24 protein-coding genes are annotated in these 26,366 nt (G+C 73.9%); 8 read left to right on the top strand and 16 right to left on the bottom strand.

Going from position 1 to position 26,366, the window contains the following annotated elements; all coding sequences use genetic code 11:
- Positions 1–200: 200 nt before the first annotated feature.
- From CCN33_RS19410 to CCN33_RS19430, 5 genes are all read left to right on the top strand, one after another.
- Complete coding sequence (locus tag CCN33_RS19410; protein WP_086694847.1) at positions 201–671, top strand: single-stranded DNA-binding protein; 471 nt, start codon at positions 201–203, stop codon at positions 669–671.
- A gap of 268 nt (positions 672–939) precedes the next feature.
- Positions 940–2,349: a Cys-Gln thioester bond-forming surface protein gene (locus CCN33_RS19415; protein ID WP_392228961.1), complete on the top strand. Its 1,410-nt coding sequence runs from the start codon at positions 940–942 to the stop codon at positions 2,347–2,349.
- A gap of 200 nt (positions 2,350–2,549) precedes the next feature.
- Positions 2,550–4,214: an energy-dependent translational throttle protein EttA gene (gene ettA / locus CCN33_RS19420; protein ID WP_086694848.1), complete on the top strand. Its 1,665-nt coding sequence runs from the start codon at positions 2,550–2,552 to the stop codon at positions 4,212–4,214.
- 6 nt (positions 4,215–4,220) lie between these two features.
- Positions 4,221–4,637, top strand: a complete 417-nt coding sequence (locus tag CCN33_RS19425; protein ID WP_030813986.1) for an acyl-CoA thioesterase — start codon at positions 4,221–4,223, stop codon at positions 4,635–4,637.
- Positions 4,634–5,317 carry a DUF8185 domain-containing protein gene (locus CCN33_RS19430; RefSeq protein ID WP_086694849.1) on the top strand — a complete coding sequence of 228 codons (684 nt, stop codon included), beginning with the start codon at positions 4,634–4,636 and terminating at the stop codon, positions 5,315–5,317. Before CCN33_RS19425 ends, CCN33_RS19430 begins: the two co-directional genes overlap by 4 nt.
- A gap of 80 nt (positions 5,318–5,397) precedes the next feature.
- On the opposite strand, the gene CCN33_RS19435 is transcribed toward CCN33_RS19430, so the two are convergent.
- Entirely contained in the window at positions 5,398–5,802 is a 405-nt protein-coding gene (locus tag CCN33_RS19435) for a globin (RefSeq protein ID WP_086694850.1), read from the bottom strand.
- Between the two features lie 95 nt (positions 5,803–5,897).
- Between CCN33_RS19435 and CCN33_RS19440 the strand changes: the two genes are divergently transcribed.
- Positions 5,898–6,872, top strand: a complete 975-nt coding sequence (locus CCN33_RS19440; protein ID WP_086694851.1) for a methyltransferase domain-containing protein — start codon at positions 5,898–5,900, stop codon at positions 6,870–6,872.
- Positions 6,873–6,882: 10 nt separating this feature from the next.
- Here the strand turns inward: CCN33_RS19440 and CCN33_RS19445 are convergent, their stop codons facing one another.
- The 10 genes from CCN33_RS19445 to CCN33_RS19490 form a co-directional block, all read right to left on the bottom strand.
- Entirely contained in the window at positions 6,883–8,310 is a 1,428-nt protein-coding gene (locus tag CCN33_RS19445; RefSeq protein ID WP_086694852.1) for an FHA domain-containing protein, read from the bottom strand.
- Between the two features lie 57 nt (positions 8,311–8,367).
- Positions 8,368–9,681: a vWA domain-containing protein gene (locus CCN33_RS19450; RefSeq protein WP_086694853.1), complete on the bottom strand. Its 1,314-nt coding sequence runs from the start codon at positions 9,679–9,681 to the stop codon at positions 8,368–8,370.
- A gap of 170 nt (positions 9,682–9,851) precedes the next feature.
- The gene (locus CCN33_RS19455; RefSeq protein WP_086694854.1) at positions 9,852–11,153 is read right to left on the bottom strand and encodes a PP2C family protein-serine/threonine phosphatase; all 1,302 of its coding nucleotides are present in this window, start codon (positions 11,151–11,153) and stop codon (positions 9,852–9,854) included.
- 2 nt (positions 11,154–11,155) lie between these two features.
- Positions 11,156–13,555 (bottom strand): serine/threonine-protein kinase, encoded by a 2,400-nt coding sequence (locus CCN33_RS19460; protein WP_086694867.1) that lies wholly within the window; start codon positions 13,553–13,555, stop codon positions 11,156–11,158.
- 53 nt (positions 13,556–13,608) lie between these two features.
- Positions 13,609–14,910 (bottom strand): coiled-coil domain-containing protein, encoded by a 1,302-nt coding sequence (locus CCN33_RS19465; RefSeq protein ID WP_086694855.1) that lies wholly within the window; start codon positions 14,908–14,910, stop codon positions 13,609–13,611.
- Positions 14,911–14,959: 49 nt separating this feature from the next.
- A complete protein-coding gene (locus tag CCN33_RS19470; RefSeq protein WP_086694856.1) occupies positions 14,960–15,994 on the bottom strand; it encodes a glutamate ABC transporter substrate-binding protein in 1,035 nt (344 codons plus the stop codon).
- A gap of 14 nt (positions 15,995–16,008) precedes the next feature.
- Positions 16,009–17,415 carry a hypothetical protein gene (locus CCN33_RS19475; RefSeq protein ID WP_400903002.1) on the bottom strand — a complete coding sequence of 469 codons (1,407 nt, stop codon included), beginning with the start codon at positions 17,413–17,415 and terminating at the stop codon, positions 16,009–16,011.
- Between the two features lie 177 nt (positions 17,416–17,592).
- Positions 17,593–18,573, bottom strand: a complete 981-nt coding sequence (locus CCN33_RS19480) for an N-acetylglucosamine kinase (RefSeq protein ID WP_086694857.1) — start codon at positions 18,571–18,573, stop codon at positions 17,593–17,595.
- Positions 18,564–19,829, bottom strand: coding sequence for a 6-phospho-beta-glucosidase (locus tag CCN33_RS19485; RefSeq protein WP_086694858.1), 1,266 nt, complete (start codon positions 19,827–19,829; stop codon positions 18,564–18,566). The genes CCN33_RS19480 and CCN33_RS19485 overlap by 10 nt, the downstream gene beginning before the upstream one ends.
- A gap of 119 nt (positions 19,830–19,948) precedes the next feature.
- Positions 19,949–21,058, bottom strand: coding sequence for a mechanosensitive ion channel family protein (locus tag CCN33_RS19490; RefSeq protein ID WP_167387904.1), 1,110 nt, complete (start codon positions 21,056–21,058; stop codon positions 19,949–19,951).
- Positions 21,059–21,347: 289 nt separating this feature from the next.
- On the opposite strand from CCN33_RS19490, the gene CCN33_RS19495 reads away from it, so the two are divergent.
- A complete protein-coding gene (locus CCN33_RS19495) occupies positions 21,348–21,884 on the top strand; it encodes an HNH endonuclease (protein ID WP_031182313.1) in 537 nt (178 codons plus the stop codon).
- A gap of 27 nt (positions 21,885–21,911) precedes the next feature.
- On the opposite strand, the gene CCN33_RS19500 is transcribed toward CCN33_RS19495, so the two are convergent.
- The 5 genes from CCN33_RS19500 to CCN33_RS19520 are packed head-to-tail and all read right to left on the bottom strand — an operon-like array spanning position 21,912 to position 25,998.
- Positions 21,912–22,511 carry a hypothetical protein gene (locus CCN33_RS19500; RefSeq protein WP_086694860.1) on the bottom strand — a complete coding sequence of 200 codons (600 nt, stop codon included), beginning with the start codon at positions 22,509–22,511 and terminating at the stop codon, positions 21,912–21,914.
- A complete protein-coding gene (locus tag CCN33_RS19505) occupies positions 22,508–23,839 on the bottom strand; it encodes a hypothetical protein (RefSeq protein ID WP_086694861.1) in 1,332 nt (443 codons plus the stop codon). The genes CCN33_RS19500 and CCN33_RS19505 overlap by 4 nt, the downstream gene beginning before the upstream one ends.
- A complete protein-coding gene (locus tag CCN33_RS19510) occupies positions 23,836–24,606 on the bottom strand; it encodes an ABC transporter ATP-binding protein (protein ID WP_086694862.1) in 771 nt (256 codons plus the stop codon). The genes CCN33_RS19505 and CCN33_RS19510 overlap by 4 nt, the downstream gene beginning before the upstream one ends.
- Positions 24,607–24,622: 16 nt before the next feature.
- Positions 24,623–25,435 (bottom strand): zf-HC2 domain-containing protein, encoded by an 813-nt coding sequence (locus CCN33_RS19515; protein WP_086694863.1) that lies wholly within the window; start codon positions 25,433–25,435, stop codon positions 24,623–24,625.
- Positions 25,432–25,998: an RNA polymerase sigma factor gene (locus CCN33_RS19520; protein ID WP_086694864.1), complete on the bottom strand. Its 567-nt coding sequence runs from the start codon at positions 25,996–25,998 to the stop codon at positions 25,432–25,434. Before CCN33_RS19520 ends, CCN33_RS19515 begins: the two co-directional genes overlap by 4 nt.
- 144 nt (positions 25,999–26,142) lie before the next feature.
- Between CCN33_RS19520 and CCN33_RS19525 the strand changes: the two genes are divergently transcribed.
- Positions 26,143–26,366 (top strand): hypothetical protein (locus CCN33_RS19525; RefSeq protein ID WP_086694865.1); only part of this gene is annotated, 224 nt, incomplete at its 3' end.

The raw sequence follows: 26,366 nt of genomic DNA on the forward strand, positions 1-26,366 counted from the left end.
GTCTGGTGCCACGGCGATCGCGCCGCCTGCCCGACCCGCATTGCGGAGTGGGGGGACGGGCGGGCTTCGTGATCGGCGGTCGTGCGGCGCGCCACGAGTGAGACCGGTGCGCGCCGCACGGCATCAGGAAGCCGTACGGGACAGGCTCGTCGCGGCACCGGCTGTCCGGCCAGGAGTGCCGGGCGAGGGAGGGGACCAGGATGAACGAGACCGTGGTGTGCGTGGTGGGCAATGTGGCGACGCGGCCGGTGTACCGGGAGCTGCCCAACGGCCCGTCGGCCCGGTTCCGGCTCGCGGTGACCGCGCGGTACTGGGACCGGGAGAAGAACGTCTGGACCGACGGGCACACCAACTTCTTCACGGTGTGGGCCAACCGCCAGCTCGCGGTCAACGTGGCCGCGTCGGTGGAGGTGGGACAGCCGCTCGTGGTGCAGGGCCGGCTGAAGGTGCGGACCGAGATGCGCGAGGGGCAGCAGCAGGCGTGGGCGTCGGCCGACATCGACGCGGTGACGATCGGCCACGATCTGACGCGGGGAACGGCGGCGTTCCGGCGCTCGGCGAAACCGGAGACACCAGGTAGGGCGGAGACGCGGCCGGAGCCGCAGTGGGAGACACCGCCTCCCGTGGAACCGGAAGCTCAACCGGACCCGGAGCGGGTGTTGGTGACATGACGTCATCCACTGCCTGACCGAGACGTGGCTTATCGGCGAATGCGCCGCGAACACCCCGTCCAAACCGGTGGATTTGTCGATAAGCCCAGCCCATGACGCGCCCCCGCGATAACGATTACAGCTCGGATCAGTCGTACGACCATCCGACCGCCGGGTGGGGGCGTCGTTGATCCATAGGATGCCCAGGCGAACACCCCCCAGGGGTTGGTGATTTCTGCTGGTGGGACCGCCCCCCAAGTCCAACGGGTCCTGCTCGAAGGGGAATTCTGTGCTTTCTGCGTTCTCTGGGTTCACCCGGTCCACCGCGCCCGTGAAGGCCGGTGCCCTGACCCTGGCCTGCGGGCTGGCGGCGGCGGGTGTGCTGTCCGGCGCCGGTACGGCCCTGGCCGACGGCAGACCCCAGACGCAGAACGGGGCGACGGCCACGATCAACGGCCTCAAGACGTACGGCGAGGCCGTGATCCACGAGGACGGCGGCACCGACCTGCGGGTACCCGCCGGCCTGTTCGACATGTCCGTGGACGGCGGCGGCACCCTCCAGACGTACTGCGTCGACCTGCACAACCCCACGCAGCGCGACGCCAAGTACCAGGAGACCCCCTGGAGCGGCACCTCGCTGGGCGCCAACGCGAACGCCGGGCGCATCCGCTGGATCCTCCAGAACTCCTACCCCCAGGTGAACGACCTGGACGCGCTGGCCCGCAAGGCCGGGGCGACCGGGCTCACCGAGCAGGACGCGGCAGCCGGGACCCAGGTGGCCATCTGGCGCTACTCGGACGCGGCGAAGGTCGACGCGGCGGACCCGCAGGCGGAGAAGCTCGCGGACTACCTGGAGAAGAACGCCCGCCCCGCGGCCGAGCCGCGGGCCTCGCTCACGCTGGACCCGCCCGCGGTCTCCGGCCGCCCCGGTGACCTGCTGGGACCGGTGACCGTGCACACCGACGCCGCCGGCGTGATCGTCTCGCCTCCGGCGGACGCGGCGGCCCAGGGCATGCGGATCATCGACCGCACCGGCAAGGTGATCACCTCCGCGCACGACGGCAGCCGGCTCTACTTCGACATACCCGAGGGCGCGCCGGACGCGGCGGTGCAGGTCGCCGTGCAGGCATCCACCACCGTCCCGGTGGGCCGCGCCTTCGCCTCCGAGTCCCGCAGCCAGACACAGATCCTCGCCGGCTCCAGCGAGTCCACGGTCTCCGCGACGGTCGACGCGTCCTGGGCCGCCGAGGGTGCCGTACCGGCGGTCTCGGCCCGCAAGAACTGCGCCAAGGGCGGGGTGGACGTCACGGTCGCCGACAAGGGCGACGAGCCGTTCACCTTCGACCTCATGGGCACCTCCCACACGGTCGCCCCCGGCAAGGTCGAAACGATCACGGTCCCCCTGAAGGAGGACCAGTCCTACGACTTCACCGTCACCGGCCCGGGCGGCTTCACCCAGCGCTTCACCGGCATCCTCGACTGCGCCACCCAGGGCCCGGCCACGGCCGCCTCGGCCCAGACCCTGAGCGAACCGACTCCGATCACCCTGCCGGGCGAGGCCCCCACGGGGACGGACCTCGCGGCGACCGGTGGGTCCGCGCTGACGCCGGTGATCACCGGCGCGGCGATCGGGCTGGTCGTCATCGGCGGGGCTGTGCTGGTGATCCTCCGGGGGCGGGAGAACAAGGCGGGGGAGTAACGGCTCCGCCCTGCGGCAGCCGTCCTCCGGGACCGGGGAAGCCCGACAGGGCTTGATCGCCGAACCGGATCGCGCCCTGCCCGAGAAGTACCCCCAGCTCACAGCCCCCCGCCGGTACGCGTTTCCCCCCAGGGGTGGCGGTCAGGCAAGATGGGGTGTATCTGCCCACTGCCAGATTTCAAGCTGCCGGACGGTTTCTCTTGGCTGAGTTCATTTACACCATGCGCAAGGCGCGCAAAGCGCACGGCGACAAGGTGATCCTCGACGACGTCACCCTGAACTTCCTGCCGGGGGCGAAGATCGGCGTCGTCGGTCCGAACGGTGCCGGTAAGTCGACCGTGCTGCAGATCATGGCCGGGCTGCAGCAGCCCTCCAACGGTGACGCCTTCATCTCCCCCGGTTACAGCGTCGGCATCCTGCTCCAGGAGCCCCCGCTGAACGAGGAGAAGACGGTCCTGGAGAACGTCCAGGAGGGCGTCGCCGAGATCAAGGGCAAGCTCGACCGGTTCAACGAGATCGCCGAGCTGATGGCGACCGACTACTCCGACGCGCTGCTCGACGAGATGGGCAAGCTCCAGGAGGAGCTGGACCACGCCAACGCCTGGGACCTCGACGCCCAGCTCGAGCAGGCCATGGACGCGCTCGGCTGCCCGCCCGGCGACTGGCCCGTCACCAACCTCTCCGGTGGTGAGAAGCGCCGCGTCGCGCTCTGCAAGCTGCTCCTGGAGCAGCCCGACCTGCTGCTCCTCGACGAGCCCACCAACCACCTCGACGCCGAGTCGGTGAACTGGCTGGAGCAGCACCTCGCCAAGTACCCGGGCACCGTCGTGGCGATCACCCACGACCGGTACTTCCTGGACAACGTCGCGGAGTGGATCCTCGAGCTCGACCGCGGCCGCGCGTACCCCTACGAGGGCAACTACTCCACCTACCTGGAGACCAAGCAGACGCGTCTGAAGGTCGAGGGCCAGAAGGACGCCAAGCGCGCCAAGCGGCTCAAGGAAGAGCTGGAGTGGGTGCGGTCCAACGCCAAGGGCCGCCAGGCCAAGTCCAAGGCCCGCCTCGCCCGTTACGAGGAGATGGCGGCCGAGGCCGACAAGATGCGGAAGCTGGACTTCGAGGAGATCCAGATCCCGCCGGGCCCGCGTCTGGGCAACATCGTGGTCGAGGTCAACGACCTCAACAAGGCGTTCGGCGAGAAGATCCTCGTCGACGGCCTCAGCTTCACCCTGCCGCGCAACGGCATCGTGGGCGTCATCGGCCCGAACGGCGCCGGCAAGACCACGCTGTTCAAGATGATCCAGGGCCTGGAGACCCCGGACACCGGTGACATCAAGGTCGGCGACACGGTCAAGATCTCGTACGTGGACCAGAGCCGCGAGAACATCGACCCCAAGAAGACGCTGTGGGAGGTCGTGTCCGACGGGCTCGACTACATCAACGTCGGCCAGGTCGAGATGCCGAGCCGCGCGTACGTGTCGGCCTTCGGCTTCAAGGGCCCGGACCAGCAGAAGCCCGCGGGCGTGCTGTCCGGCGGTGAGCGCAACCGCCTCAACCTGGCGCTCACCCTCAAGCAGGGCGGCAACCTGCTGCTCCTCGACGAGCCCACCAACGACCTCGACGTCGAGACCCTCTCCAGCCTGGAGAACGCGCTGCTGGACTTCCCCGGCTGCGCCGTGGTCGTCTCCCACGACCGCTGGTTCCTGGACCGGGTGGCCACGCACATCCTCGCCTACGAGGGTGACTCCAAGTGGTTCTGGTTCGAGGGCAACTTCGAGTCCTACGAGAAGAACAAGATCGAGCGGCTCGGCGCCGACGCCGCGCGTCCGCACCGTGCCACCTACAAGAAGCTGACCCGGGGCTGATCGCACTTGCGCCACATCTACCGCTGCCCCCTGCGCTGGGCCGACATGGACGCGTACGGCCACGTCAACAACGTGGTGTTCCTCCGCTACCTGGAGGAAGCCCGTATCGACTTCCTGTTCCGCCCGGACAAGGACTTCCAGCAGGGGTCGGTCGTGGCGCGCCACGAGATCGACTACAAGCGGCAGCTCGTCCACCGGCACCACCCGGTGGACGTCGAGCTGTGGATCACCGAGATCCGGGCCGCGTCCTTCACCATCACCTACGAGGTGAAGGACGCGGACACCGTGTACGTACGGGCCTCCACCGTCGTCGTGCCCTTCGACTTCGAGGCCCAGCGGCCGCGCCGGATCACCGCGGAGGAGCGCGAGTTCCTCCAGGAGTACCGGGACGAGTCCGCCGAGGAGAAGGCCGTCGCCGCATGACGGTGCTGCACCTCGCCGACGAGACGGAGGCGGCCGACCTCGCCGCCTTCCTCACTCGGCTGCTCCGCTACGACCGCGCGGCCGCGGTACGCCTCCAGGCGGCCGGGACCGCGCTCGCCGTCTTCGGACGCCCGCCCTCCTTCGAGGTGCTGGCCGTCCGCGCGGTGCGCCTCGCCAAGCCGTACGAGGACGGGCTCGACGCCGTCCTCGACCTGACCGTCTCCGCGGGCGAACTGCTGGAGTCGGTGGACGAGCGCGCGGCCACCGCCGCTGTACCCGCCGCCGTCACGGGGCCCCCGTGGGCCGGGGTGCTGCCGCCGCGCGGCGGCTGGCGGGCCGAGCCGGGGCTGCCCGGACCGGCCGTGCTGCATCGGACCGTGGCCCGGTCGGTGGCCGAATTCCGCGCCCGTACCGAGGAGTTGGCGCCCGAGCAGCGCACCCGCGCCGAGCTGGACCGGATCGGGGGAGAGATCTGGTCGCGCGAGGTCGGTTCCACCCGGCTGCCGGTGCGGGCCGTGCACGCCGCGCACTCGCTGGGCTTCCTGCGGCCCCCCGAGCCGGACAGCGCCGAGGACACGGGCCTGTTCTCCTCCGGGGCGTGGCTCCGGCTGCGCACGCCCTACGGGTCGATCGCCGTACGGCGCGCGGGGCTGGGCGCGCTCGGCGTCACGGTGCGCTGAAGACCCCCGATCAGAGGGCGTCGTTCACCCGGCCTGGTTCACCAGGACCCGCTCACACGGCCCCGTTCGCGAGATCCGGCTCACTCCGCCGTGTTCACCATCGACGCCGCCGCGTACGTCAGGTAGTTCCACAGCGTCCGCTCGTGCTCCTCGGACAGCTCCAGCTCGTCCACCGCGTCCCGCATGTGCTTCAGCCAGGCGTCGTGCGCGGCCCGGTCCACGGCGAAGGGGGCGTGCCGCATCCGCAGCCGGGGGTGACCGCGCTCCTGGCTGTAGGTGGTGGGTCCGCCCCAGTACTGGATCAGGAACAGGGTGAGCCGCTCCTCGGCCGGGCTGAGGTCCTCCTCCGGGTACATGGGCTTCAGCAGCGGGTCCCCGGCGACGCCCTGGTAGAAACGGTGGACCAGCCGGCGGAAGGTCTCCTCCCCGCCGACCTGCTCGTAGAAGGTCTGCTCCTGAAGCGTGCCGCGTCGGATCTCGTTCACCCGTCCATGGTCTCAGACCGGGAGGCCCAGGACTCAAGCCCTAGGACCGGCCACCGTCCGCCGCTCCCGACCCGGATCGTGCCTACTGTGGACGTATGGGCGCCTACGATTCCGAGCTGACCCGGGTGGCCGCCGAGGCACGGGCCGCGCTGATCCGGCAGATCGACCGCGACGGCGCCTGGCGGGCGGACCCGGTGTGGCGGGAGACCTTCGCCGAGGTGCCCCGGCACCTGTTCGTGCCGTACTACTACGTCGGCGTCCTCGGCGGGTACGAGCGGTACGCGGCCGACGACCCCGATCCGGCCGGGCGGGAGCGCTGGGCGCGCGGCGCCTACGCGGACGCCCCGCTGGCCACCTGGCTGCACGACGGCGAACTGGTCTCCTCCAGCAGCCAGCCCTCGCTGATGGCGCGGATGCTGGTCGCACTGGGTGTCCGGGACGGCGACCGCGTGCTGGAGGTCGGCACCGGCACCGGCTACAACGCCGCCCTGCTCGCCCACCGGCTCGGCGACGACTCCCTGGTCACCACGGTCGACATGGAACCGGAGATCACCGAGCCCGCCCGGCAGCACCTCGCCAGGGCCGGGTACGACCCGGTGGTGGTCACCGGTGACGGGGCGTACGGGGTGCCCGCGCGCGCTCCCTACGACCGGATCATGGCCACCTGCATGCTGCCCACGGTGCCGCGCGCCTGGATCGCCCAGTGCGCGCCCGGCGCCCGGATCATCGCCCCGCTGAACAACGGGCTGCTCGCGCTGGATGTCGACGACTCCGGCCGGGCCGAGGGCCGCTTCCTGCCCACCGGCGCCTACTTCGTACCGCTGCGCGGGGAGAGCCGCGCGCCCGCCGAGCCGCTGCCCACCCACGGGCTGCCGGGGCGGGGGCGGGATCAGGAGTCGTTCCGCTTCCTGCTGGGCCTGGTCCGGGGCGCGCTGGAACCCACGCGGGCGTACGCCCTGTGGGAGAGCGCGGGCATGCCGGACCGCGAACGGTACGGCGTCACGGTCAGCGGCCGGCGCGCCTGGGCCTGGCTGGACGACCCGGAGGGCCACGCCTGGCCGCTGCCGTGAACACCCCGGCTCAGTCGCGGTGGACGGTGATCGTCGTCCAGGCGCCCACGTGCACCCGGTCGCCGTCCTGGAGCGGTACCGGCACGAACGGCTGGATCGGCTCGTCGGAGCCGTTGACCGTGGTGCCGTTCGTCGAGTTCTGGTCGACGACCGCCCAGCCGCCGTCCGGCTGCTGCACCAGCACCGCGTGCTGGTGCGAGACACCGGGGTCCTCCGGCGGCACCGACAGGTCGATGTCCGGGGTGTCGCCGGTGGAGTGCCGGCGGCGGCCGATGGTGACCTGGTTGCCGGTGAGCGTGCGCTGCTGCTCGGGCGAGTAGGCGGGCAGGTTGAGCCCCGCGGCCTCGGGGCCGGAGCGCTGCATCATCGCCATGAAGTAGTCGCGGTCGGGGCCGATGGTCGCGGTCCAGGTCGCCGGGCCCTGCGGGGCCTGCGGAGCCTGGGGGTAACCCTGCGACTGGCCGGGGCCGGACTGCTGCGGGTAGCCGTAGCCGCCACCGGGGCCGCCCACGGGGCCGTTGTTCGACGGCGGCGGGGGGATCACCCAGTCGTCGTCCGCGAAGGACGGGCCACCGGCCGGGGTACGGCCGGTCTCCTGCGGGAAACCGGACGGCGCGGACGGCGGGGGAGCCTGCCGGGAAGGAGCGGTGCCGAAGGCGGAGGGCTCACGCCCGAACGGCGGGGGACCGGAGGGGCCACCCTGGCCGGAAGGGCCGCCGGGACCACCGGGGCCGCCCTGCGTGCCGGGGCCACCGGGACGGCCGGGACCGCCCGGTCCGCCGTAACCCTGCCCGCCGCCGGGGCCGCCGGGGCCGCCGGGCCCACCCGGACCCTGCTGACCGGGACCACCCTGCTGACCGGGCCCCTGCTGACCGGGACCACCCTGCGGACCAGGACCCTGACCGGGCCCGCCACCGAAGCCGGGCGGAGGGCCGGGACGGCGCTCCCCGAACGGCGACTGGCCGCCCGAGGTGGGCGGCGGCGGGGACGCCGGACGGCGCTCGTTGCCGAACGGCGTCGGCCCCGAGGGCTCGGAGTCGAACGCGGGTATCGGCTCGGCCGGCCGGTTCACCTGCGAGGGCCTGGAGCCCTGGTACTCGTACCCGTCACCGCCGCCGAAGGGCCGGCTCGGCGACTGGTAGCGGGGCTGCTGCTGCCGGGGCGGGGCCGCCGGGGTGTACGAGGTGGCGGTGTTGGTCAGGAAGTTCCACCGGCACTCCTCGCAGAAGGGCGCGCCGCCCTCGCGGGGCGTACGGCACTGCGGGCACAGCTCGGCCTGCGCGCCGGGGGAGGGGCGTCCCTCATTGCGCGGCGGCGGGAACCCGTAGCCGCCGCCGGACGGGGGCGGGGGCGGAGGCACGGCACCGGCCATGCGGTGACCGCAGACCTCGCACCAGTCGTCGGAACCCGACTGGTGTCCGTTCGGGCAGGTCGGCATGTCGGTGGTACCCCTTCTGCTGAGGTATCGGTGTCTACAGGGCCCCTGTCGCCAGGGTCACTTCTTGACGCGAACAGTCTTCGTGGAGCGGGTCTCGAGGGTCATCTCGTCGGCCTCCGCGACCTTCGCCTTCAACCGCACAGTACCGGTCGGGGCGTCGACCACGTCCACCACCTTCGCAAGCAGTTTCGCAGTATCCGCGTTCCCCGACACCCCCGCCAGCTGAACGGCACGCCCCAGTTTGGCCGTTGCTCCATCCATATCGCCCGCTTTGCGGAGATCCAGCCCTTCCCTGATGGCCTGCGCCAGTTCGGCCTGACCGGTGTAGTGGGCGACTTGGGCGTTCAGCGAGGTCGAGGCCGCCATGTCGTCGGTCCACACGGCCCGGACGAGTCCCTGGGCGCCGAGGTTCTGTGCCGATCCGTCCGGTTGGGCCGCCATCAGGGAGACGCGCGCGGCGAGCATCTCCTGGCCCAGCCCGGCCGCCGGGACCTCTACGCAGAGGTGGTAGTCGCGGGACTCGTCGCCCCAGGAACCGGTGGGGTAGTCCCCGGCGCGCGGGCCCGCCTCGGTGCGTCTGTCGGTCAACTCCTCGACGGAGGGAGCGACTTGCTTGACGAACTTGATGCGGGTGCCGACCGGCGTCCACACCCGCAGCGCGACGTCGGCCACCTCCTTGCCCATCGTCGACTCCATGATGCGGGTGAAGTCCTCGGTGAGCCGGGCCGGATCGGCGACGATGTCGGCGGTGCCGAGCAACGCCGAGGCGATGCCTGTGACTTCTTTCACTTCCCAGTCGGTGCCCACGCCCCGAGCGTCACAGGTGAACCGCCCGGCGCACGCGTCCAGGGTGTCCTTCAGCTCCGCCGCCGACTCGTGCTCGTTGCGGCCGTCGGTCAGCAGGATGCCGTGCCGGATCGACACGTCCGCCCCCGCCAGCAGCCGGTCGGCCAGCCGCAGCCAGGTGCCGATCGCGGTGCCGCCGCCCGCGCCGAGTCTGCGCAGCGCCTGCTTGGCCTGGGCGCGGGTGGTCGGGTCGGCCACCGCGAGCCGGCCGCCGCCCGGATAGACCTCGCGGGCCACGTGCGTACCGTCGACGATCCCGAAGTGCACCCCGTCGCGCAGGGTGTCCACGGCGGCGGCGGTGGCCTCGCGGGCGTTGCGCATCTTGGTGGGCGGGTAGTCCATCGAGCCCGAGCAGTCCACCATCAGCACCACGGCGGCCGAGGCGCCCGGCCCGGCGGGCGCGGTGCCGCCCCTGGCCGTCACGGTCACGATGGCGTTGACCTCGCGGCCGCCCTCCGGCAGATACTCGTTCTGGTAGACGTCCACCGAGAACTGCGGTCCGCCCGGCTTGGCGAAATTGGCCATGCTGGTTCACATCCCCCTCGGACACGCCCCGCTCCCCGCGAGGCGCTGCGTTCGGGCGGACCGGTCCCCTCCGCGTCCGCCCGTCCTTCCCCGTGCCTGTCCGTGCTCGCCTGTGCTTCCCCGTACCCGAGGCTCCCGCACCGCGCGCGGTCACCCGCGCCGCGACGGCCTCAGGCCGATCCTGCCCCCTGCGGCGGCGCGGGGAACGGCACGACGGCCACTGTTACGTTGTCGTGGCCCCCGGCGTCCAGCGCGTGCCCCACCAGCACCCGCGCAGCGTGCAGCGGGCGGGCGGCCGCGTCCGGGGGCAGCACCTCGGCCATCTCCTCGGGCGCCTCGGCGTAGTTCCACAGGCCGTCGGTGCAGACCAGCACCACACCGGACCGGTCGGGCTTGAACGACGCGGTGTGCGGCTCCAGTTCATAGGCGTCGGCGCCCAGCCAGCCGGTGATGGCGTGGGCCCGCTCGTCGGCGTACGCCTCCGCCTCGTTCATCAGGCCGGCCGCCACCATCTGGGCCGCCCAGGAGTCGTCCTCGGTCAGCCGGGCCGGGGGCGCGGAGCGGTCGTCCGGCACCCAGTAGGCGCGGCTGTCGCCGACCCAGCCGACCACCAGCAGGCCGGAGGCGACCACCGAGGCCACGATCGTGCAGGCCGGGGCGTTCTGGTGCGGCGCGTGCTCGCGGGCCCCGTCTGGGGCCTCGGCGAGCGCGTCCACCGCCTTCGCGGCGGCCACGATCGCCTCGTGCATCGCCGCCTGCGGATGCGTGCCGCGCGGCAGGGCCGCCAGCAGCACGTCCCCGGCGGCCCGCGAGGCGGCGGTGGAGGCGTCGTCGGGGCGGGTCGCGGAGGAGACGCCGTCGCAGACCACGGCGAGCGCGGCGGGGGAGCCGTCGGGCAGCGCGGTGTGCGCGACGGTGAAGTCGTCCTCGTTGCGGTGGTGGCGCAGGCCCCGGTCGCTGATCGCGGCCACGGGGCCCGACTCCCGCTCCATGTGGTCGCGTTCGCGGGGCTGGGCGTGCCCGCAGTTCTCGCAGTAGCCGTCGCCGTCCACCCGGCCGGCGCGGCAGGCCACGCACACCTGCGCGGCGGCCTCGGCACGCGGGTCGGGTGCCTGGAGCGGGTACTCCTCGGGCTCGGCCGGCTCCGTGGCCTCGGCGGGCCGGTCGAAGCGCACCCCGGACGCGGCCGGTTCGGGCGTGTGCAGCGGGGTGCCGCCGGAGTCGGTGCCGGGCACGTCGGCGGCCCGGTGGGCGCGCGGCTCGGTGCCGCCGGTGGTGGCCGGCTCGGGCTCGGGCCAGTCGACGTCGCCGTCCGGTGCGCCGGTCATGGTCAGCGTCGGCTGGTCCGCGGGCGACGCGGGCACGGCGGACAGGTCGTATCCGCACGCGCCGCAGAAGAGGTCGCCCGGTTCGAGCGGCTCCGCGCAGCTCGGGCACCTGGGCAGTGCGGCCTGCTGGGGCATCTGTGACATGACTACACCCACGTCCGGGGGCGGTAACGGTTGGCCCGTTCCACCAGGTTGATCCTCTCCTCGCCGCCGGGCGCCAGCCGGGCCAGCGTGCGGTAGGCGCGCTCCAGACCGAAGCGGAGGCCCCGCTCGTCCAGACCGCTGCCGAGCAGCACCCGCCCGCCGGTGACCGGCCGAGCGGTGTCCTGACCCCTGGAGAGTATCCAGTCCAGGGCGCAGCCGAGGACTTCGGCCGACAACCGCTCGCGTCGCGCCGGGTCCAGCCCGTACGCGTCCAGCGCCTCGACCTGGCCCGCCGCGGCGGTCAGGTCGTCCAGGAACGGTACGTCACCCGCGGCCGCCGTGCGTTGCCGCAGCCGCGCCCGCACGGCCGCGACCCGCGCGGCCGTGTAGTGGATGGACGACTCCGGCACCGATTCCAGCGTCCGTACGGCGCCCGCCCGGTCCCCGCTGGCCAGCCGCACCCGCGCCAGGCCGAACGCGGCGCTGACGAAGCTCGGGTCGGTCGCCCACACCAGCCGGTAGTACTCGGCGGCGTTGTCCAGCTGGCCCAGCACCTCCGCGCACAGGCCGAGCGCCAGCTTGGGCGCGGCCTCGCCGGGAAAGGCGTCGTAGATCGCGTCGAAGGCGAGCGCGGCACTCTCGAAGTCGCCGGTGACCAGGGCGGCCACGCCCCGGTACCAGACCACCCGCCAGTCGTCGGGCCGCTCTTCGTCCAGCCGGGCCAGCGTCGACAGCGCGGTCTCCCGGTCGCCGTGCTCCAGCCACGCCCGCACCCTTCTGAGCCGGGTCTCCACGCCCTGGCCGGGGGCCGCCTCCAGCGCGCCGATCAGCTCGCCCGGCGCGGAGGCGGCGAGGCCGGCCAGGAAACCGGCGTCCGGGTCGTTCGGGTCGACCAGCGGCACCGGCAGGGCCAGCGCGGCGGCCGCGGCGCCGACCGGTCGGACCAGCGCGGGCGGCGGAGCGGGCGGACGGCCGGGGCCGGGCAGCGCGCGGGCGCCGAGGCGGGACACCTCGCCGTCCAGCGCGGGGAACAACTCGGTGTCGGTCACCCGTACTTCCGGCCCGAACAGGGTCGACAGCGCGGGCCGGGCCTGCCCGGTGCTCAGCGAGACGACCTCGCGCAGCACACCGGTGAGCTGGTCGGCCATCTCCTGTGCGGAGGCGAACCGGCGGGCCGGGTCGGGGTCGGTGGCGCGGACCAGGAAGCGGTAGAAGGACTCGTAGCGGCGGAACACCTCGATGGTGTCCGGGTCGGGCAGCGAGTCGGCGTAGACGGTGGTGTAGCCCTGGAAGTCGAAGGTGAGGACGGCCAGGGTGCGGCCCACCGTGTACAGGTCGCTGGCCGCCGAGGGGCCGATGTCGGCGACCTCGGGGGCCTGGTAGCCGACCGTGCCGTAGATCGCGGACTCCTCGTCGTCCATGCGGCGCACGGCGCCCATGTCGATGAGCTTGAGCTGGTCCTCGGTCTGGATGGCGTTGTCGACCTTGAAGTCGCAGTACAGCAGGTTGCGGCTGTGCAGATGGCCGAGCGCCTCCAGCGCCTCGATGCCGTACGCGCACGCCTGCTCCACCGGTAGCGGGTCCCGCCTGCCGTCCGGGGTGCGGCGGGCGTTGGCGATCTCCTTGAGCGACTTGCCGCCGACGTACTCCATGACGATGTAGCCGTCCAGCGAGCCGGTGCGCTGGTCGAGGTGCTCGACGAAGTTGTAGATCCGGACGATGCCCGCGTGCTCGATCTCCGCGAGGAACCGGCGTTCGGAGATCGCCGCCGCCATCGCGTCCTGGTCCCCGGTGTCCAGCAGGCCCTTGAGCACCACCCACCGGTCGGACACCGCCCGGTCCACCGCGAGGTAGATCCAGCCGAGCCCGCCGTGCGCCAGGCACCCCGCCACCTCGTACTGCCCGTGCACGATGTCCCCGGCGCGCAGCTTGGGCACGAAGGAGTACGGGTGGCCGCACTTGGTGCAGAACCCCTCGGTGCGCCCCGGCCGTTCCCCGCGCGCCCGGCCCACCGGCGCCCCGCAGTCCGCGCGCGAGCAGTACCGCTTGCGCTCGGGCACCTCCGGGTTGTCCAGCACCATCGCGCGCGGATCGGGCCTCGGCACCTGCGGCACCACGACCAGCCCGGCGCCCAGCCGGCCGCGCCCCGACGGCCCGGAGGCCGAGCCCGAGCCGCGCACCGACACCGAGCGGCCGCCGGACTTCCCCGACAGCGACCGGGAGAGCCGCCCCGACACCGAGCGCCGGGAGCGGGCGGACTGCGAGGAGCTGCGCGTGGCACCGCCGTTGATCCCGGTCGGCGCCGAACCGGCCGGACCCACCGGCTCGGCGGCCGGTCTCGCGCCCGGCGAGACCACCGGGGCCAGCCCGCAGGTGTCGCAGTACAGCTCGCCGCCGCCCATGTCCTCGTAGGCGCCCGCGCAGTCCGGGCGCTGGCAGGCGCGCCGTTCCTCGCTCACTCCTGGTCCCCCTTGCCGTCCTCCGGCGCGTACTGCTCCGGGACCCTCGGCGGGGCCAGCAGCTCGGCCGCCGCCTGCTGATAGCGCAGCACCGCCTGTTCGGCGACGCGCAGATCGCAGGGCGCGCTCCACAGCATCCGGCGGGCCGCGTCGTACCGCTCGACGAGCAGCCGGTCCTCGGCCAGGCCGTGCCGGGTGACCTTCGCCCGGTAGGCGTCCAGCCGGCCGCGCAGCTCGGCGCGGACCGCGAGCGGCGCGGTGACCGCCGTCAACGACTCGCGGGCGCGCAGCAGTTCGTCCTCCGCCCGCTGCTCGAGCGACTCCAGCAGCGGGGAGAGGCGGTGCCAGCGGGCCTGGCGGCGGTACTCGGCCGCCGTCGCCAACTGCTCCTGGAGCGCGGTCGGCGGGCCGCTCACCACCGGCACCTCGGTCGCGGCGATCTTCGCCAGCACCTCACCGCGCGCGGTACGCGCCTCCGCCAGGGTGCGGTCGGCGCGGGAGAGCACGTCCCGCAGCCGGATCAGCCGCTCCTCGGCGTCCTGCCGGACGGTGAGCACCGCCTCGATCTCCCGCCGCACGTCCTCCAGCGCCCGCGCCTCCCGGTCGTACACCGTGGTGTCCGGGCGCCCTCCGCCGGGCGCCGTACCGCCCCCGGCCGGCACCCAGTGCGCCAGCGGGTCGCGGACGACGTCCTCGCGCAGCTCGGTCAGGGTGCGGGTGATGCCCTCCAGGTCGTCCCCGGAGGGGTGTTCGCCGGGGCGGACGCCGACGGAGTGCGCCAGCCTGCGGGTGCGCTGGAGTTCGGCGGCGAGCAGGTCGATGCGGGCGGGCAGCGCCGACCACACGGCGTCGGCGGCCACCACCATGTCCAGCGAGGACGCGTACAGCTCGTTCATCCGGTCCACCAGCGCGGCCAGCGTGAAGCTCTCGGTGAGCACGGCCGATCCCGAGGCGCCGCCCGCCACCGTCACCGACTCCCCGCGCAGCAGGCCGGTCAGCTCCGCCAGGTCCTCCCGGCTGGACCAGCGGCGCCGGGAGCGGATCTCGCGGGCCCGGCGCAGCGCGTCGGTGTACGCGTCGAAGCAGGTCCACAGCAGGGTGATCGACGCCTCCGTGGCGGCCCACCGCTCCTTGGTCACACCGGTCAGCTCGGCGCCCTCCAGCAGGCGGCGGCCGGCGTGGTCCTGGAGCGCGAACAGCGAGGTCTCGATGGCCTCGTGCTCCTGGCCGAGCCGCGCCAGCGCACGGTCCACCTCGTCCCGGTCCATCACCGGCCCGGCGGGGTCCGTGACGCCCATCGATCACCTCTCGCTGCTGTGTGGTCCATCCGGCCCGTGCGTGCTTGCTTCAGCTCTCGCGCAGGTACTTCGGGGCGGGCGGTCTGGAGGACCGCGCGTCCTCACCCAGTGTGGCCGACAGCCACTTGTCGTACGACGCCTGCCAGCCGTCGGCCCGGTAGTCCACCAGCACGCGGTTGACGCGGCGTACGAGGTCGGTGGCGTCCTTCTTCATCGCCACGCCGTAGTACTCGGTGGTGAACGGCTTGCCCAGCACCTTCACCGTAGGGTCCTGCGCGGCCTGGCTGGCGGCCAGCGCGCCGTCGGTGACCACCGCGTCCGCCTCGCCGAGCTGGAGCCTGACCAGGCAGTCCAGCTGGTTGGGCACGGTCGCGGAGAAGTCCGTGGTGGCGGGCAGCGCCTTGCGCTCCCGGTCCGCCTTCAGCTTGCCGTAGGCGGTCGAACCGGCCGCCGTGCAGACCTTCTTGCCGGCCAGCGTCCCGTCGTAGCCCTTGATGCCGGAGGCGTCGGGGACGAGGAGCTGCTGGCCGGTCTTGAAGTAGGGCGCGGAGAACGCCACGTCGCGCAGCCGGTCGCAGGTGATGGTCATCGTGCGGACCACCATGTCGACCGTGCCGTCCTGGATCGCGGGGATGCGCTGGCTGGTCGGGATCGCCTTGAACTGCACGTCGTCCGGGCTGCCGAGGATGTCCTTGGCGATGCGGCGCACCAGGTCGATGTCGAAGCCCTCCAGCTCCGCGCCCTCGGTGCCCGGGTTTCGGTAACCCCAGCGGTAGCTGTTCTGGTCGATACCCACGATCAGCTTGCGCCTGTCGCCCTTGCGGGCCTTGATGGCGTCGATGGTCGGGCCGTCCGCGCCGGACGGCGGAGGGGTGCGGTTCTGCGCCGACGGCTCCTCGCAGTCGTCCGCGCGGGCCGGGCTGCCGGTCACCAGGCTCCGGCCCGCCGGTGCCGCGCCGGCCGCCGGGTGCGCCTGGGTACGGGGGAGCAGCATCACGAACGCCAGTGCCAGCGCGCACAGCACCGCCATCGCGCCGACCCCGCCCCAGCCGCGCAGCCGGGTGCGCATCCGCGCCGCCTCCATCGCCTGGCCCCCTGTCACCGGTACTCCGAAAGCCTGCGCCCGATGCCGAACACCGCGCCCGCCGCCCCCAGGACGCCGAGCACGGCCGCGCCCTCGGGCAGCCCGGCCATGGCGTCCCGGCCGTCGGCGGCGGCCCGGTCGAACTCACTCTGCTCGTGGCCGAGGGCGCGGGTCAGGCTCCCGTCCACGCCGTCGAAGGCCGCGCCGGTGGTGTCGTCGGCGCCGATCACCTGGTCCAGCGCGCGCTGGTAGTTGCCCCGCTCGTCCTCGGTCCGCGCCGTGCCGTGCCGCTTCTTCCACTCGGCCGTGTCCTCCAGGGCCGAGTCGACCGGTGCGCCGCCCCTGGCGTCGTCGGCGAGCCGCCGAGCCTCGGTGAGGCGGGCGTCCAGCGTGGCGAGGTCGCGGTCGAAGGCGTAGTAGTACGCGTCCTGCTTGGTGCCGTTCACCTCGACGGTCTCCGCTCCGCGCGCCACCAGGCTCAGGTTCTCGTTGCCGCGCGCCTTCAGGGCGGCGATCTGGGCGTTGTGCAGCACGTTCAGCGAGCGGATGCCGTGGTCGTAGGAGCCGAACAGCCCGGAGCGGGCCACGGTGTGGCCGACGACCAGCCACAGCAGCACCACCACGGTCGTGGCGGAGGCGGCGACCAGGCCGTGGTTCAGCACGCGGTTGGTGCGACGGAAGTCCCGGTACTGGGCGAGGCCCAGCGCGGCCAGCGCGAGCAGACCCAGCGCGATCGCCGCCCAAGGGTAGGGGGTGGCGTCCGCGTAGTCGGCGTCCAGCCGCTGGTTCTCCTTGGTGTACAGGTCCTGCGCGGCCGGGAGCATCTCCGTCTGCATCTTCTCGTTGGCGTACCGCAGATAGGCGCCGCCCACCGGGTAGCCCTGCCGGTTGTAGACACGGGCCCGCTCGACGAGGCCCTTGTACTCGGGCAGCAGCCGGTTCAGCTTGCGGACGGTGGCCTCGGAGGCGGAGCCCGGCTCGGTGTCGGCGGCCGCGCGGACCAGGCCGGAGGCGGCGGTACGGATGTCCTCCTCGTACCGCTCCCGGTTCGCCGCGCTCTCCCGGGGCCCTGCCAGAAAGCCGGTGGAGGCCGCGGTGTTGGCGTCGGCCAGCGAGCGGTAGATCGCGGCCGCGCCCGAACTGAGCGGCTGGCTGCGGGTCAGCACGTCGTCGGCGGCGGTCGCCCGCTCCCCGCTCTGCCACGCGGTGACGGCGCCGAACGCGACGACCAGCAGGGCGAGTACGGCCCCGATGACCCGCAGTCGCCCCGGCTCGGTGGTCGCGGCGTCCCGCAGCCGCTCGGCCCCCTCGGCGAAGGCGGTGCGCCGCACGGGGGGCAGGCCGGACGGGCCGCGCTGGGCGGGGATGGCCGTGGTGACCGGTGGTGCGAACGCGGCTCTGCTCTGCGGCGGTTGTGTCACCTGACCTCCCCCGTGGTCATCCGTTGGCCGCCAGTATCGCCGCCCGCGCCCCCCTCCGCACCAGCCTTCACCGCATCTTGATCGGATCGGGGGCGCGAAGCGGGCTCTACCCCCTCTGTCCAGGAACACGCGGAGTCAATCACGTTGGTTCCCGCGGCCGTTCCCGTAAGGGGTGGTTCAGGTGCGGCTCGGCTCCCAGGCCAGGCGGGCCCGCTCCAGGGCCGCGGGGGTCGCGTCCAGGTGGTCCAGGCCGAGGAGGGCCGCGCCGAGGACGGGGGGAGCGGTGACCAACTGGGCTTCTGCCAGCGGGGCTTGGGCAGTCAGGCGGGTGCGGATGCCCTGGTCGAGCTGGGGGTGGCCCGCCGCGAGGACGCTGCCGCCGAGCAGCACCGGGGTGGGCTCGGTCAGGAGGTCCAGGCGGGTCAGGGCGATCGTGGCCATCGAGGTCACCTCCTCGGCGAGGCGCTCGACGAGGGAGCGGGCGACGGGGTCGCCGCCGGCCGCCGTGGCGAAGAGGACCGGGGTCAGCTCGTGGCGGCGGGTGGGGGCGAGCCGGCCCAGGTGGAAGGACTCGATCAGGGCCCCCATGGTGGGCAGGCCGAAGTGGGCCGGAAGGGTGCGGGACAGCTCGGTCGCACTGCCCCGGCCGTCCTCCGCGCGGGCCGCGTGCCAGAGGGCCTCCTCGGCCAGGCCCCAGCCGCCGCCCCAGTCGCCGGAGAGCCGGCCGAGGGCCGGGAAGCGTGCCGTACGGCCGTCGGGGCGCATGCCGACGCAGTTGATGCCGGCCCCGCACACCACGGCCACGCCCCGCGGCTCGGCCACCCCGGCGCGCAGGACGGCGAAGGTGTCGTTGCGCACCTCCACCGACGCGCCCCAGGCCCGCGCGGTCACCGCCGCCGCCAACTGCTCCTCCTCCACCGGCAGATCGGCGTTGGCGAGGCAAGCCGAGACGTGCGAGACGTACGGCACCCCCGCCTCGGCCAGCGCCCGCTCCACCGGCTCGGCCAGTGCCTCCAGCGCCCGTTCCACCCCCACCACCGGGGGCCGGAAGCCGCCGCCGCGCGCGGTGGCCAGCACCTCGCCGGCCGCGTCGACCACGGCCACGTCGGTCTTGCTGTTGCCCGCGTCGACGGCGAGGACGGTCCCGGTCAGGCCCACGCCAGATGCTCCCGGTTGTGCGCGAGGAGGAGGTCGGTGAGCGTCTCGGCGTACGCGTACTGGCCGACCAGCGGATGCGCCAGCAGGGCCCGGAACACCCGGTCCCGGCCGCCGCGCAGGGCCGCGTCCAGCGCGAGTTCCTCGTACGCCGTCACGTTCGCCATCAGCCCGGCGAACAGCGGGTCGACGCCCGGCACCGGGAGCGGTTTCGCCCCGGCCGGGCCGACCGCCGCGGGCACCTCGATCACCGCGTCGTCGGGGAGGAACGGCAGCGTGCCCCCGTTGACCGTGTTCACCACCTGGTACGGGCTGCCCCCGCCGCCCAGCAGGGCCGCCGCGACGTCCACGGCCGCCTCCGAGTAGAAGGCCCCGCCGCGCCGGGCCAGCAGCGCGGGCTTCTCGTCCAGCGCCGGGTCGGCGTACATCGCCAGCAGCTCCCGCTCCAGCGCCGCGACCTCGGCCGCCCGCGAGGGCTTCACCCGCTGCTCGCCCACCACCTCGTCGTGCAGGTAGTAGTACCGCAGGTAGTACGACGGAATCGCGCCCAGCCGCTCCAGCAGCGGGCGCGGCAGCCGCAGGTCGGCGGCGACGGCGTCCCCGTGCTCGGCCAGCAGCCGGGGGAGCACGTCCTCGCCGTCCGGGCCGCCGAGGCGTACGGCGGTCTCCCAGGTGAGGTGGTTGAGACCGACGTGGTCGAGGTGGACCTCGCCCGGCCCGGTGCCGAGCAGGGCGGCGAACTTCCGCTGGAGCCCGATCGCCACGTTGCACAGGCCGACCGCCCGGTGGCCCTCCTGGAGCAGGGCGCGGGTGACGATGCCGACCGGGTTGGTGAAGTCGATGATCCACGCGTCCGGGTTGGCCCGCCGGACCCGCTCGGCGATGTCCAGCACCACCGGGACCGTGCGCAGCGCCTTGGCGAGGCCGCCCGCGCCGGTCGTCTCCTGGCCCAGGCACCCGCACTCCAGCGGCCAGGTCTCGTCCCGCTCGCGCGCCGCCTGCCCGCCCACCCGGAGCTGGAGCAGTACCGCGTCCGCGCCCGTCACCCCGGCGTCCAGGTCGGAGGTGGTGACCACCCGGCCGGGATGGCCCTGCCGGGCGAAGATGCGGCGGGCCAGACCGCCCACCAGCTCCAGCCGGTCCGCCGCCGGGTCCACCAGCACCAGCTCGGTCACCGGCAGCGTGTCCCGCAATCGCGCGAAGCCGTCGACGAGTTCCGGGGTGTAGGTCGAACCTCCGCCGACCACGGTCAGTCTCACGGGCGACTCCCTCGCGTACGACGGGCTCCTCGGCCAGCAGGAACCTAGGCGCAGGCGGGAGAGTCCGTCAACGACGCGCGCCCCCGCGGTTCGTACCGTGGGGGCGCGCCCGGGGGCCGTTACTTCACCTGAGGCTTCGGCGTGGTGAGCGGGTTGGTGGCCAGGGACTGCGGGGAGGTGGCGTTGTTGAACGCCGAGGGCGCGGCGACGCCGGCCGAGGGGTCGGGGGTCTCGTCCTGCGGGACCACGGCCGTGGCACCGCCGATGATCGGGATGCTCGCCCGGTCGAAGGCCCGCTTGATCCGCCAGCGCAGCTCGCGCTCGACCGCCACCGACTTGCCCGGCATGGTCTTGGCGGAGACCCGGATGACCATGGAGTCGATCAGCACGCTGTCCAGGCCCAGCACCTCGATGGGGCTCCAGAGCAGCTCGTTCCACGGCTCCTCCTTGCCCATCTTCTCCGCGACCTCGTCCAGCACGGACTTGACCTTGTCCAGGTCCTCGTCGGCGCGGACGGTGACGTCCACGCCCGCCGTGGCCCAGCCCTGGGAGAGGTTGCCGATGCGCTTGACCTCGCCGTTGCGGACGTACCAGATCTCGCCGTTGTCGCCGCGCAGCTTGGTCACCCGGAGGCCGACCTCGACGACCTCGCCGGTCGCCACCCCGGCGTCGATGGTGTCACCGACGCCGTACTGGTCCTCGATGATCATGAAGACGCCGGACAGGAAGTCGGTGACCAGGTTCCGGGCGCCGAAACCGATCGCCACACCGGCGACACCGGCGGAGGCGAGCAGGGGGGCCAGGTCGATCTTGAAGGTGGAGAGCACCATCAGGGCGGCCGTGCCGAGGATGGTGAAGGAGGCCACGGAGCGCAGTACGGAGCCGATGGCGGCCGAGCGCTGACGGCGCCGCTCGTTGTTGACCAGCAGGCCGCCCAGCGGCGACTGGTCCACCGCCTGCACGGTGCGGTTCATCCGCTCGATCAGCTTGGTGATGGCCCGGCGCACGACCGCGCGCAGCGCGACGGCGATGACCACGATCAGCAGGATCTGCAGGCCCATCGCCAGCCAGGTCGACCAGTTCTGCTCGACCCAGCTCGCCGCGTTCGCCGCGTTCTCCTGGGCGTCCTGGAGCGAGGGCACGGCCGGGTCCGAGCCCGATGGCGAGGGAGACGGAGAGACTCCGGCGGCCAGCAGGGCGACGGGCAGGGACACGGCGGGTACCTCCATGGTGCTGCGGTCCGCGCCGGCGGGGGCGGGCAAGGTCACGGAAAGGTCACCGGGCGGACAGGACCACCACACTAACGGGGCATCGCGCGCCCACTCGCCGCTTCTCCGGAGGCTCCCTGCCCCGCCCGCGCCTGAACAGGCCGGGCGGACCGGACGGCGCCGCTCATGTGGTCGAAAACACTTCGAGCCCGTTACCGGCACATGGTGGCGCTCGGAGCAGGCATGAGGGGAGACTGAACCAGATCGTCCCGGCGCGAGCCACGCGCCGCCGACGCCCAAGGAGGCCCCTGTGCCGCATGTCCTGGTCCTCAACGCGTCGTACGAGCCCCTCGGCGTCGTACCGCTCCGCCGCGCGCTCGTCCTCGTCCTGGAGAACAAGGCCGTCTCCCTCGAGGAATCCGGCGCCTATCTGCACAGCGCGTCCGTCACAGTCCCCGCACCCAGCGTGGTCCGGCTCAAGCGTTTCGTGCGGGTTCCCTACCGGGGGCCCGTTCCACTCACCCGGCGCGCGCTGTTCGCCCGGGACGGGGGCCGGTGCGCGTACTGCGGTGGCGTCGCAACCAGCGTCGACCACGTCATCCCGCGCTCACGCGGGGGCAAGCACGTCTGGGACAACGTGGTGGCCTCCTGCCGCCGCTGCAACCACGTCAAGGCCGACCGCCACCTGGTCGAACTCGGCTGGCGCCTGCGCCACCAGCCGGCCCCGCCCACCGGCCTGGCCTGGCGCATCATCGGCACCGGCCACCGCGACCCCCGCTGGCTCCCCTACCTCCAGCCCTACGGCGCGGAGGCCGCCCTCGCCCGGATCGACGGCATCTCGGCCTGACGCCCCGCGCGTCCCGGCCACGGGGTGTCAGCCGCCGGGACGCGCGCCCCGGACGACATACAGCACGGTGCCCAGCGCGAAGGCGGCCAGCGCGGCGGCCCAGGCACCCGGCTGTGCCCCCGGCTGCACCGGCCACGCCCACACCGTGGCCGCCCGGCCGCGCGCGCCCGAGGAGGCCAGGTAGACGGCCGACACGTAACCGAAGGCGGGCAGCCAGCTCAGCCGGGCCCCGAGGACGACGGCGGCGAGGGCCGTGACTCCGACGCAGCCCAGCGTGTTGCGGATCATCGCCGGTGGCCCGAACGTGTCCGCGTGCCCGGCCACCGCCGGCGACAGCATGGCCGAGGCGAGTGCGGTGAGCGCGAGGACGTGTACCAGGCGGCGCCGCCACCAGGGGCGTACGGCCGTGCGGTCCAGCTCGTCCGAGGCCGTGTGCAGGCTCGCCCCGATCACGGCGGCGGCCAGCAGCGGGGCGAGGGCGACGACCGGCACCCGGCGGTCGGGGTCCAGGTAGGCGTCCAGGGCCCCGGCCGCCCAGACGGCGAAGCCGGTGGTCGCGGCGAGGGCCGCCAGGGACAGGAGGAGGGCGCGGGAGCGGGCGTAGAGCAGGGGACCGCGGGTGCTCACAGGGACGGCACCCCCTCGGGAGCGCAGTCGGCGCGGGCCGCGAAGTACCCGGACAGCCAGGTCCGGCGCCGCCGCTCGTCCATCCCGGCCAGCTTCGCCCGCGCGGCGAGACTTTCCCGCAGGTGGGCGCGGGCGGCCGCGTTCCCCTTGGCGTCGAGGGCGTCGAAGCGGCTCTGGGAGGGGTTCGGTGCGAGGTACGCCTGCACGGCCTCGTCCGCGAGCGGCACGGGCGCGGACCGGTTCTCGCACTCGCCGTGCCCGGTCAGCGCGGCGACCGCCTCCCACGCGTACTGATCCGGATGGGTCAGCCGCCCCCGTACGACCGACCAGCCGAACGGCGCGAGCGTCGGCAGCGGGGCTTCGTCGGCGCGTGGATCGGTGCCCCGGTCGGACCAGCGCGCCGGGAGGCCGCGCACGCCGTGCAGCTTGCCGGTGACGCCGGCCAGGGCCACGCGGACCTCGGGGAGCATCCTCGCGTACCGGGCGTTGACGCAGACGGCGGGTGTGGTGGAGATGTCGCACACCTGGCGGTGGGCGAGCGGGTCCGGCCGCCACAGGCCGCTCCCGCCCTGCACGAGCAGCGCGCCCGCGGTCAGGGCTGCGGCCAGCGGCAGCAGGGCGGTCGCCCGCTGCCGGGCCGCGTGCGCCAGGATGAGGGCGAGGGCCAGGCCGAGCGTCCACACGGCCATGGCGAGCGGCTGCCACCACACCGGGCGCGTGCCGGCCACGGTGAACGCGGCGGGATCGAGCGCGTCCAGGGCGTTCTGGCGCGCCGCCATCCCGAGCCCCGCGTACCCGACCACCCCGAGCAGCGGGGCCGCGAGGTGAGTGGGCACGGCCCGGCCCACCATGTGTCCCAGCAGCGCCGCGGCCATCAGTGCGGCCGTGTCCCCGGGCACGCGGGCGAGGTGCGGATGGTCGCCCACCGAGTACGGCCAGGTGGCGAGGGTCGCCAGGGCGACGGCGACGAGATAGCCGACGGCCACCCAGAGCGCGACCGGCAGAGCGGAGGCCAGCAGCCGGCTGAGGGGCGCACGCACGGCCGTACCCCACAGCTCCTCCGTGTGCCGCCGCCGCTCGCGGCCGCCCTGCCAGCAGCCGGCCGCGGCGGCCAGCGGCAGGGCGATCAGCAGGGCGTCGTGCGTCAGGGCGGCGGTCTCCGCCCAGCCGCCCTGCCAGTTCTTGGCGGAGGCGGCCAGCAGCACCCCGAGCGTCAGCAGCACGGCGGCCCCGGCGAGCGGGGCGAAACCGCGGACGGCCTCGGCGCGCAGGGGATGGGGGGCGCGGGTCTTCGGCGTGGCCGTGGTGGTGGCTGCCCTGGTGGTCATCGCACCGTCTCCCGCGCACCCGTGGCACGGTGGGCCCGCAGCGCCGTCGTGTAGCCGCGCTCGATCGGATGGTCGCCGGGGCCGTCGGAGGTCTCCCCGAGCCGGGTCAGGGAGGCGGGGGTGCCCCGGTAGGCGATCCGGCCCTCGTCCAGGAGGGTGACCTCCGTGCACGCGGCGGCCACGTCCTCCACCAGGTGGGTGGAGACCACCACCGTGGCGGAGGTGCCCAGTTCGCGGAGCAGCTCGCGGAACTCCACCCGCTGCTCGGGGTCGAGCCCGGCGGTGGGTTCGTCCAGCAGCAGCAGGCCGGGGTCGTTGACGACGGCCTGGGCGATGCCGACCCGGCGGACCATGCCGCCGGACAGCGTCCGGATCTTCGCGTCGACACGGTCGGCCAGACCGACCCGCCGCACCGCACGCTCCACGGCGGCCGGGACCCGGTCCGCCGGTACCTCCTTCAGCCAGGCCACGTACGCCACGAACTCCCGCACGGTGAAGGCCGGGTAATAGCCGAACTCCTGTGGAAGGTAGCCGAGTTGTCGTCGTATCTCGGAGCGCTCGCGCTGGTCGGCGCTATCCCGGCCGAGCAGCTCCACGCGGCCGGCCGAGGGGCGGGCCATGGTGGCGAGCACTCGGATCAGCGAGGTCTTCCCGGCGCCGTTCGGCCCGAGCAGGCCATGGACGCCGGTGCCCAGCTCCAGGTCGACGGAGTCGAGGGCGACGGTTCTGCGATGCCGGACACGCAGCCCGGTGACGCGGATGGACAAGGGATCTCCTTGAGGCTCAGTAAGTGCGGTCGTACGCGGTGCGGCGGGCCGCCAGCAGCAGGGCGCTCAGGGCGACCGCGGCCGCCCAGGCCGACTGGGCCGGGGCGCCGTCGAGGCACCGGGCCAGCCGGGCGCCGATCTCGTCCGGCGACGGCGCGAGCACCGCGCACAGCCAGCCGCCCGCCGTCACGGCGGACGCGGTGGGGAATCCGGTGAGCGGGGCCAGCGCCAGGGTGGCCAGTGTCAGCGCCAGTCCCGGCAGCAGCCACGCGGCGGCGGCCGGTGCGCCGGAGGCGGGCAGCAGCAGCCCGGTGAGGGTCAGCACCGGCAGGCTCACGGCGAGCACGGCCGCCGTCCGGGTCAGGGCCAGCCGGAGGCCGCCCCCCGGTGTGGAGGCGGCCAGCTCGTGCAGCGGGTCGGCGTGCGGGCCGTAGGACAGCGCGACCCCGGCCACCGGCACGACCGGGGCGAGCGCCAGCAGCAGCGTCCGCGCCTCCGGGGCGCCCCGGAACTGACCCAGCAGCAGCGCGGCCCCGGCCACCACCAGCAGCGCCGCCGACCAGGACCCGCGCACGGCGGGACCCGCGGCCCACAGCAGCCGGGCGAACCGGGACACGGGAACCTCTCGTACGGCGGAGGCCAGCACCGCGGCCCGTACGTCCGTCAGCACCGGCCCCGCCGCGGTGGCCCGTACCGCCGCCGAGACGCGGGACGCGCAGTCCGCGCAGGACTCCAGGTGCCTCTCCAGGGACCAGGCGTCCGGCTCCGGCAGGGAGCCGTCGGCGTACCGGGCGGCCCGGGCCTCGCTCGTGTGCCACTGCCTGCTCATGCCGGGCCTCCCAGCGGGGACGGGTTCAACTGGGCCAGCGCGGCCCGCAGTTCGGTACGGGCGCGCCGGGCGCGGGACTTGACGGTGCCCTCGGGTATACCGAGCAGCCGGGCTGTCTCGCGGGTGGTCAGGCCGTCGACCACGGTCGCGCGCAGCACCTCGCGCAGCTCGGGGGAGATCCGGTCCAGGGCGGTGCCGACATCGCCGTACTCCAGCCCGGCCAGCACCCGGTCCTCGGCGGACGGCACGGCCGCCGCCTCCGCCTCCGGCGCGACCCGCGCGGTGCGCTCCTGGGCGCGGCGGGCGTCGACCAGGCGCCGGGCGGCGATGGTCCACAGCCAGCCGCCCGCCTCCGCGCCCCGGTGGCCGGAAGCCGAACGCCACACCGTGACGAAGGTGTCCTGGAGCACCTCCCGGACCACCTCCGGGTCGGCGCAGCGCCGGGCCAGCCGGGCGTGCAGCCAGCCCGCGTGCCGGTCGTACAGGTCGGCGAGCGCCGCCTGGTCGCCCCCCGCGACGGCCCGCATCAGGGCACCGTCGTCCCTCTCCCGGTGGCCCCCCATGGGGCGGAACAGTCTCACACCCCCTCTATCGCCCGGCCCCCGAGCGGTGGATCACTCTCCCGTGCGGGCGTGGCAGCCGTGTGTCTGGGTAGGGCTGGGTAATCCGGCAAAACGCACCCGCCCCCCGTGACCAAGGAGGCTCCCGTGGCCGCAGCGGCTCACCTGTTCCTGCCCGCTCAGTGGAAACCCGAGGCGGAGACGCCCGCCGACTGCGCGTTCAGCGCGGAGAGCGCCTGTGTGGAGGCCCCGCTGACCAGCGAGCCCCCGCTACCCGGCGCCGAGCCGCTGACCAGCGAGCCCCCGCTCGCCGACACCGTCCCGCTCACCGGTGACGCCGACCCGGCCCCGCTCACCGGTGACGCCGACCC

This window comes from Streptomyces recifensis (genome assembly GCF_002154615.1).
GTDB classification, from domain to species: domain Bacteria; phylum Actinomycetota; class Actinomycetes; order Streptomycetales; family Streptomycetaceae; genus Streptomyces; species Streptomyces griseoluteus.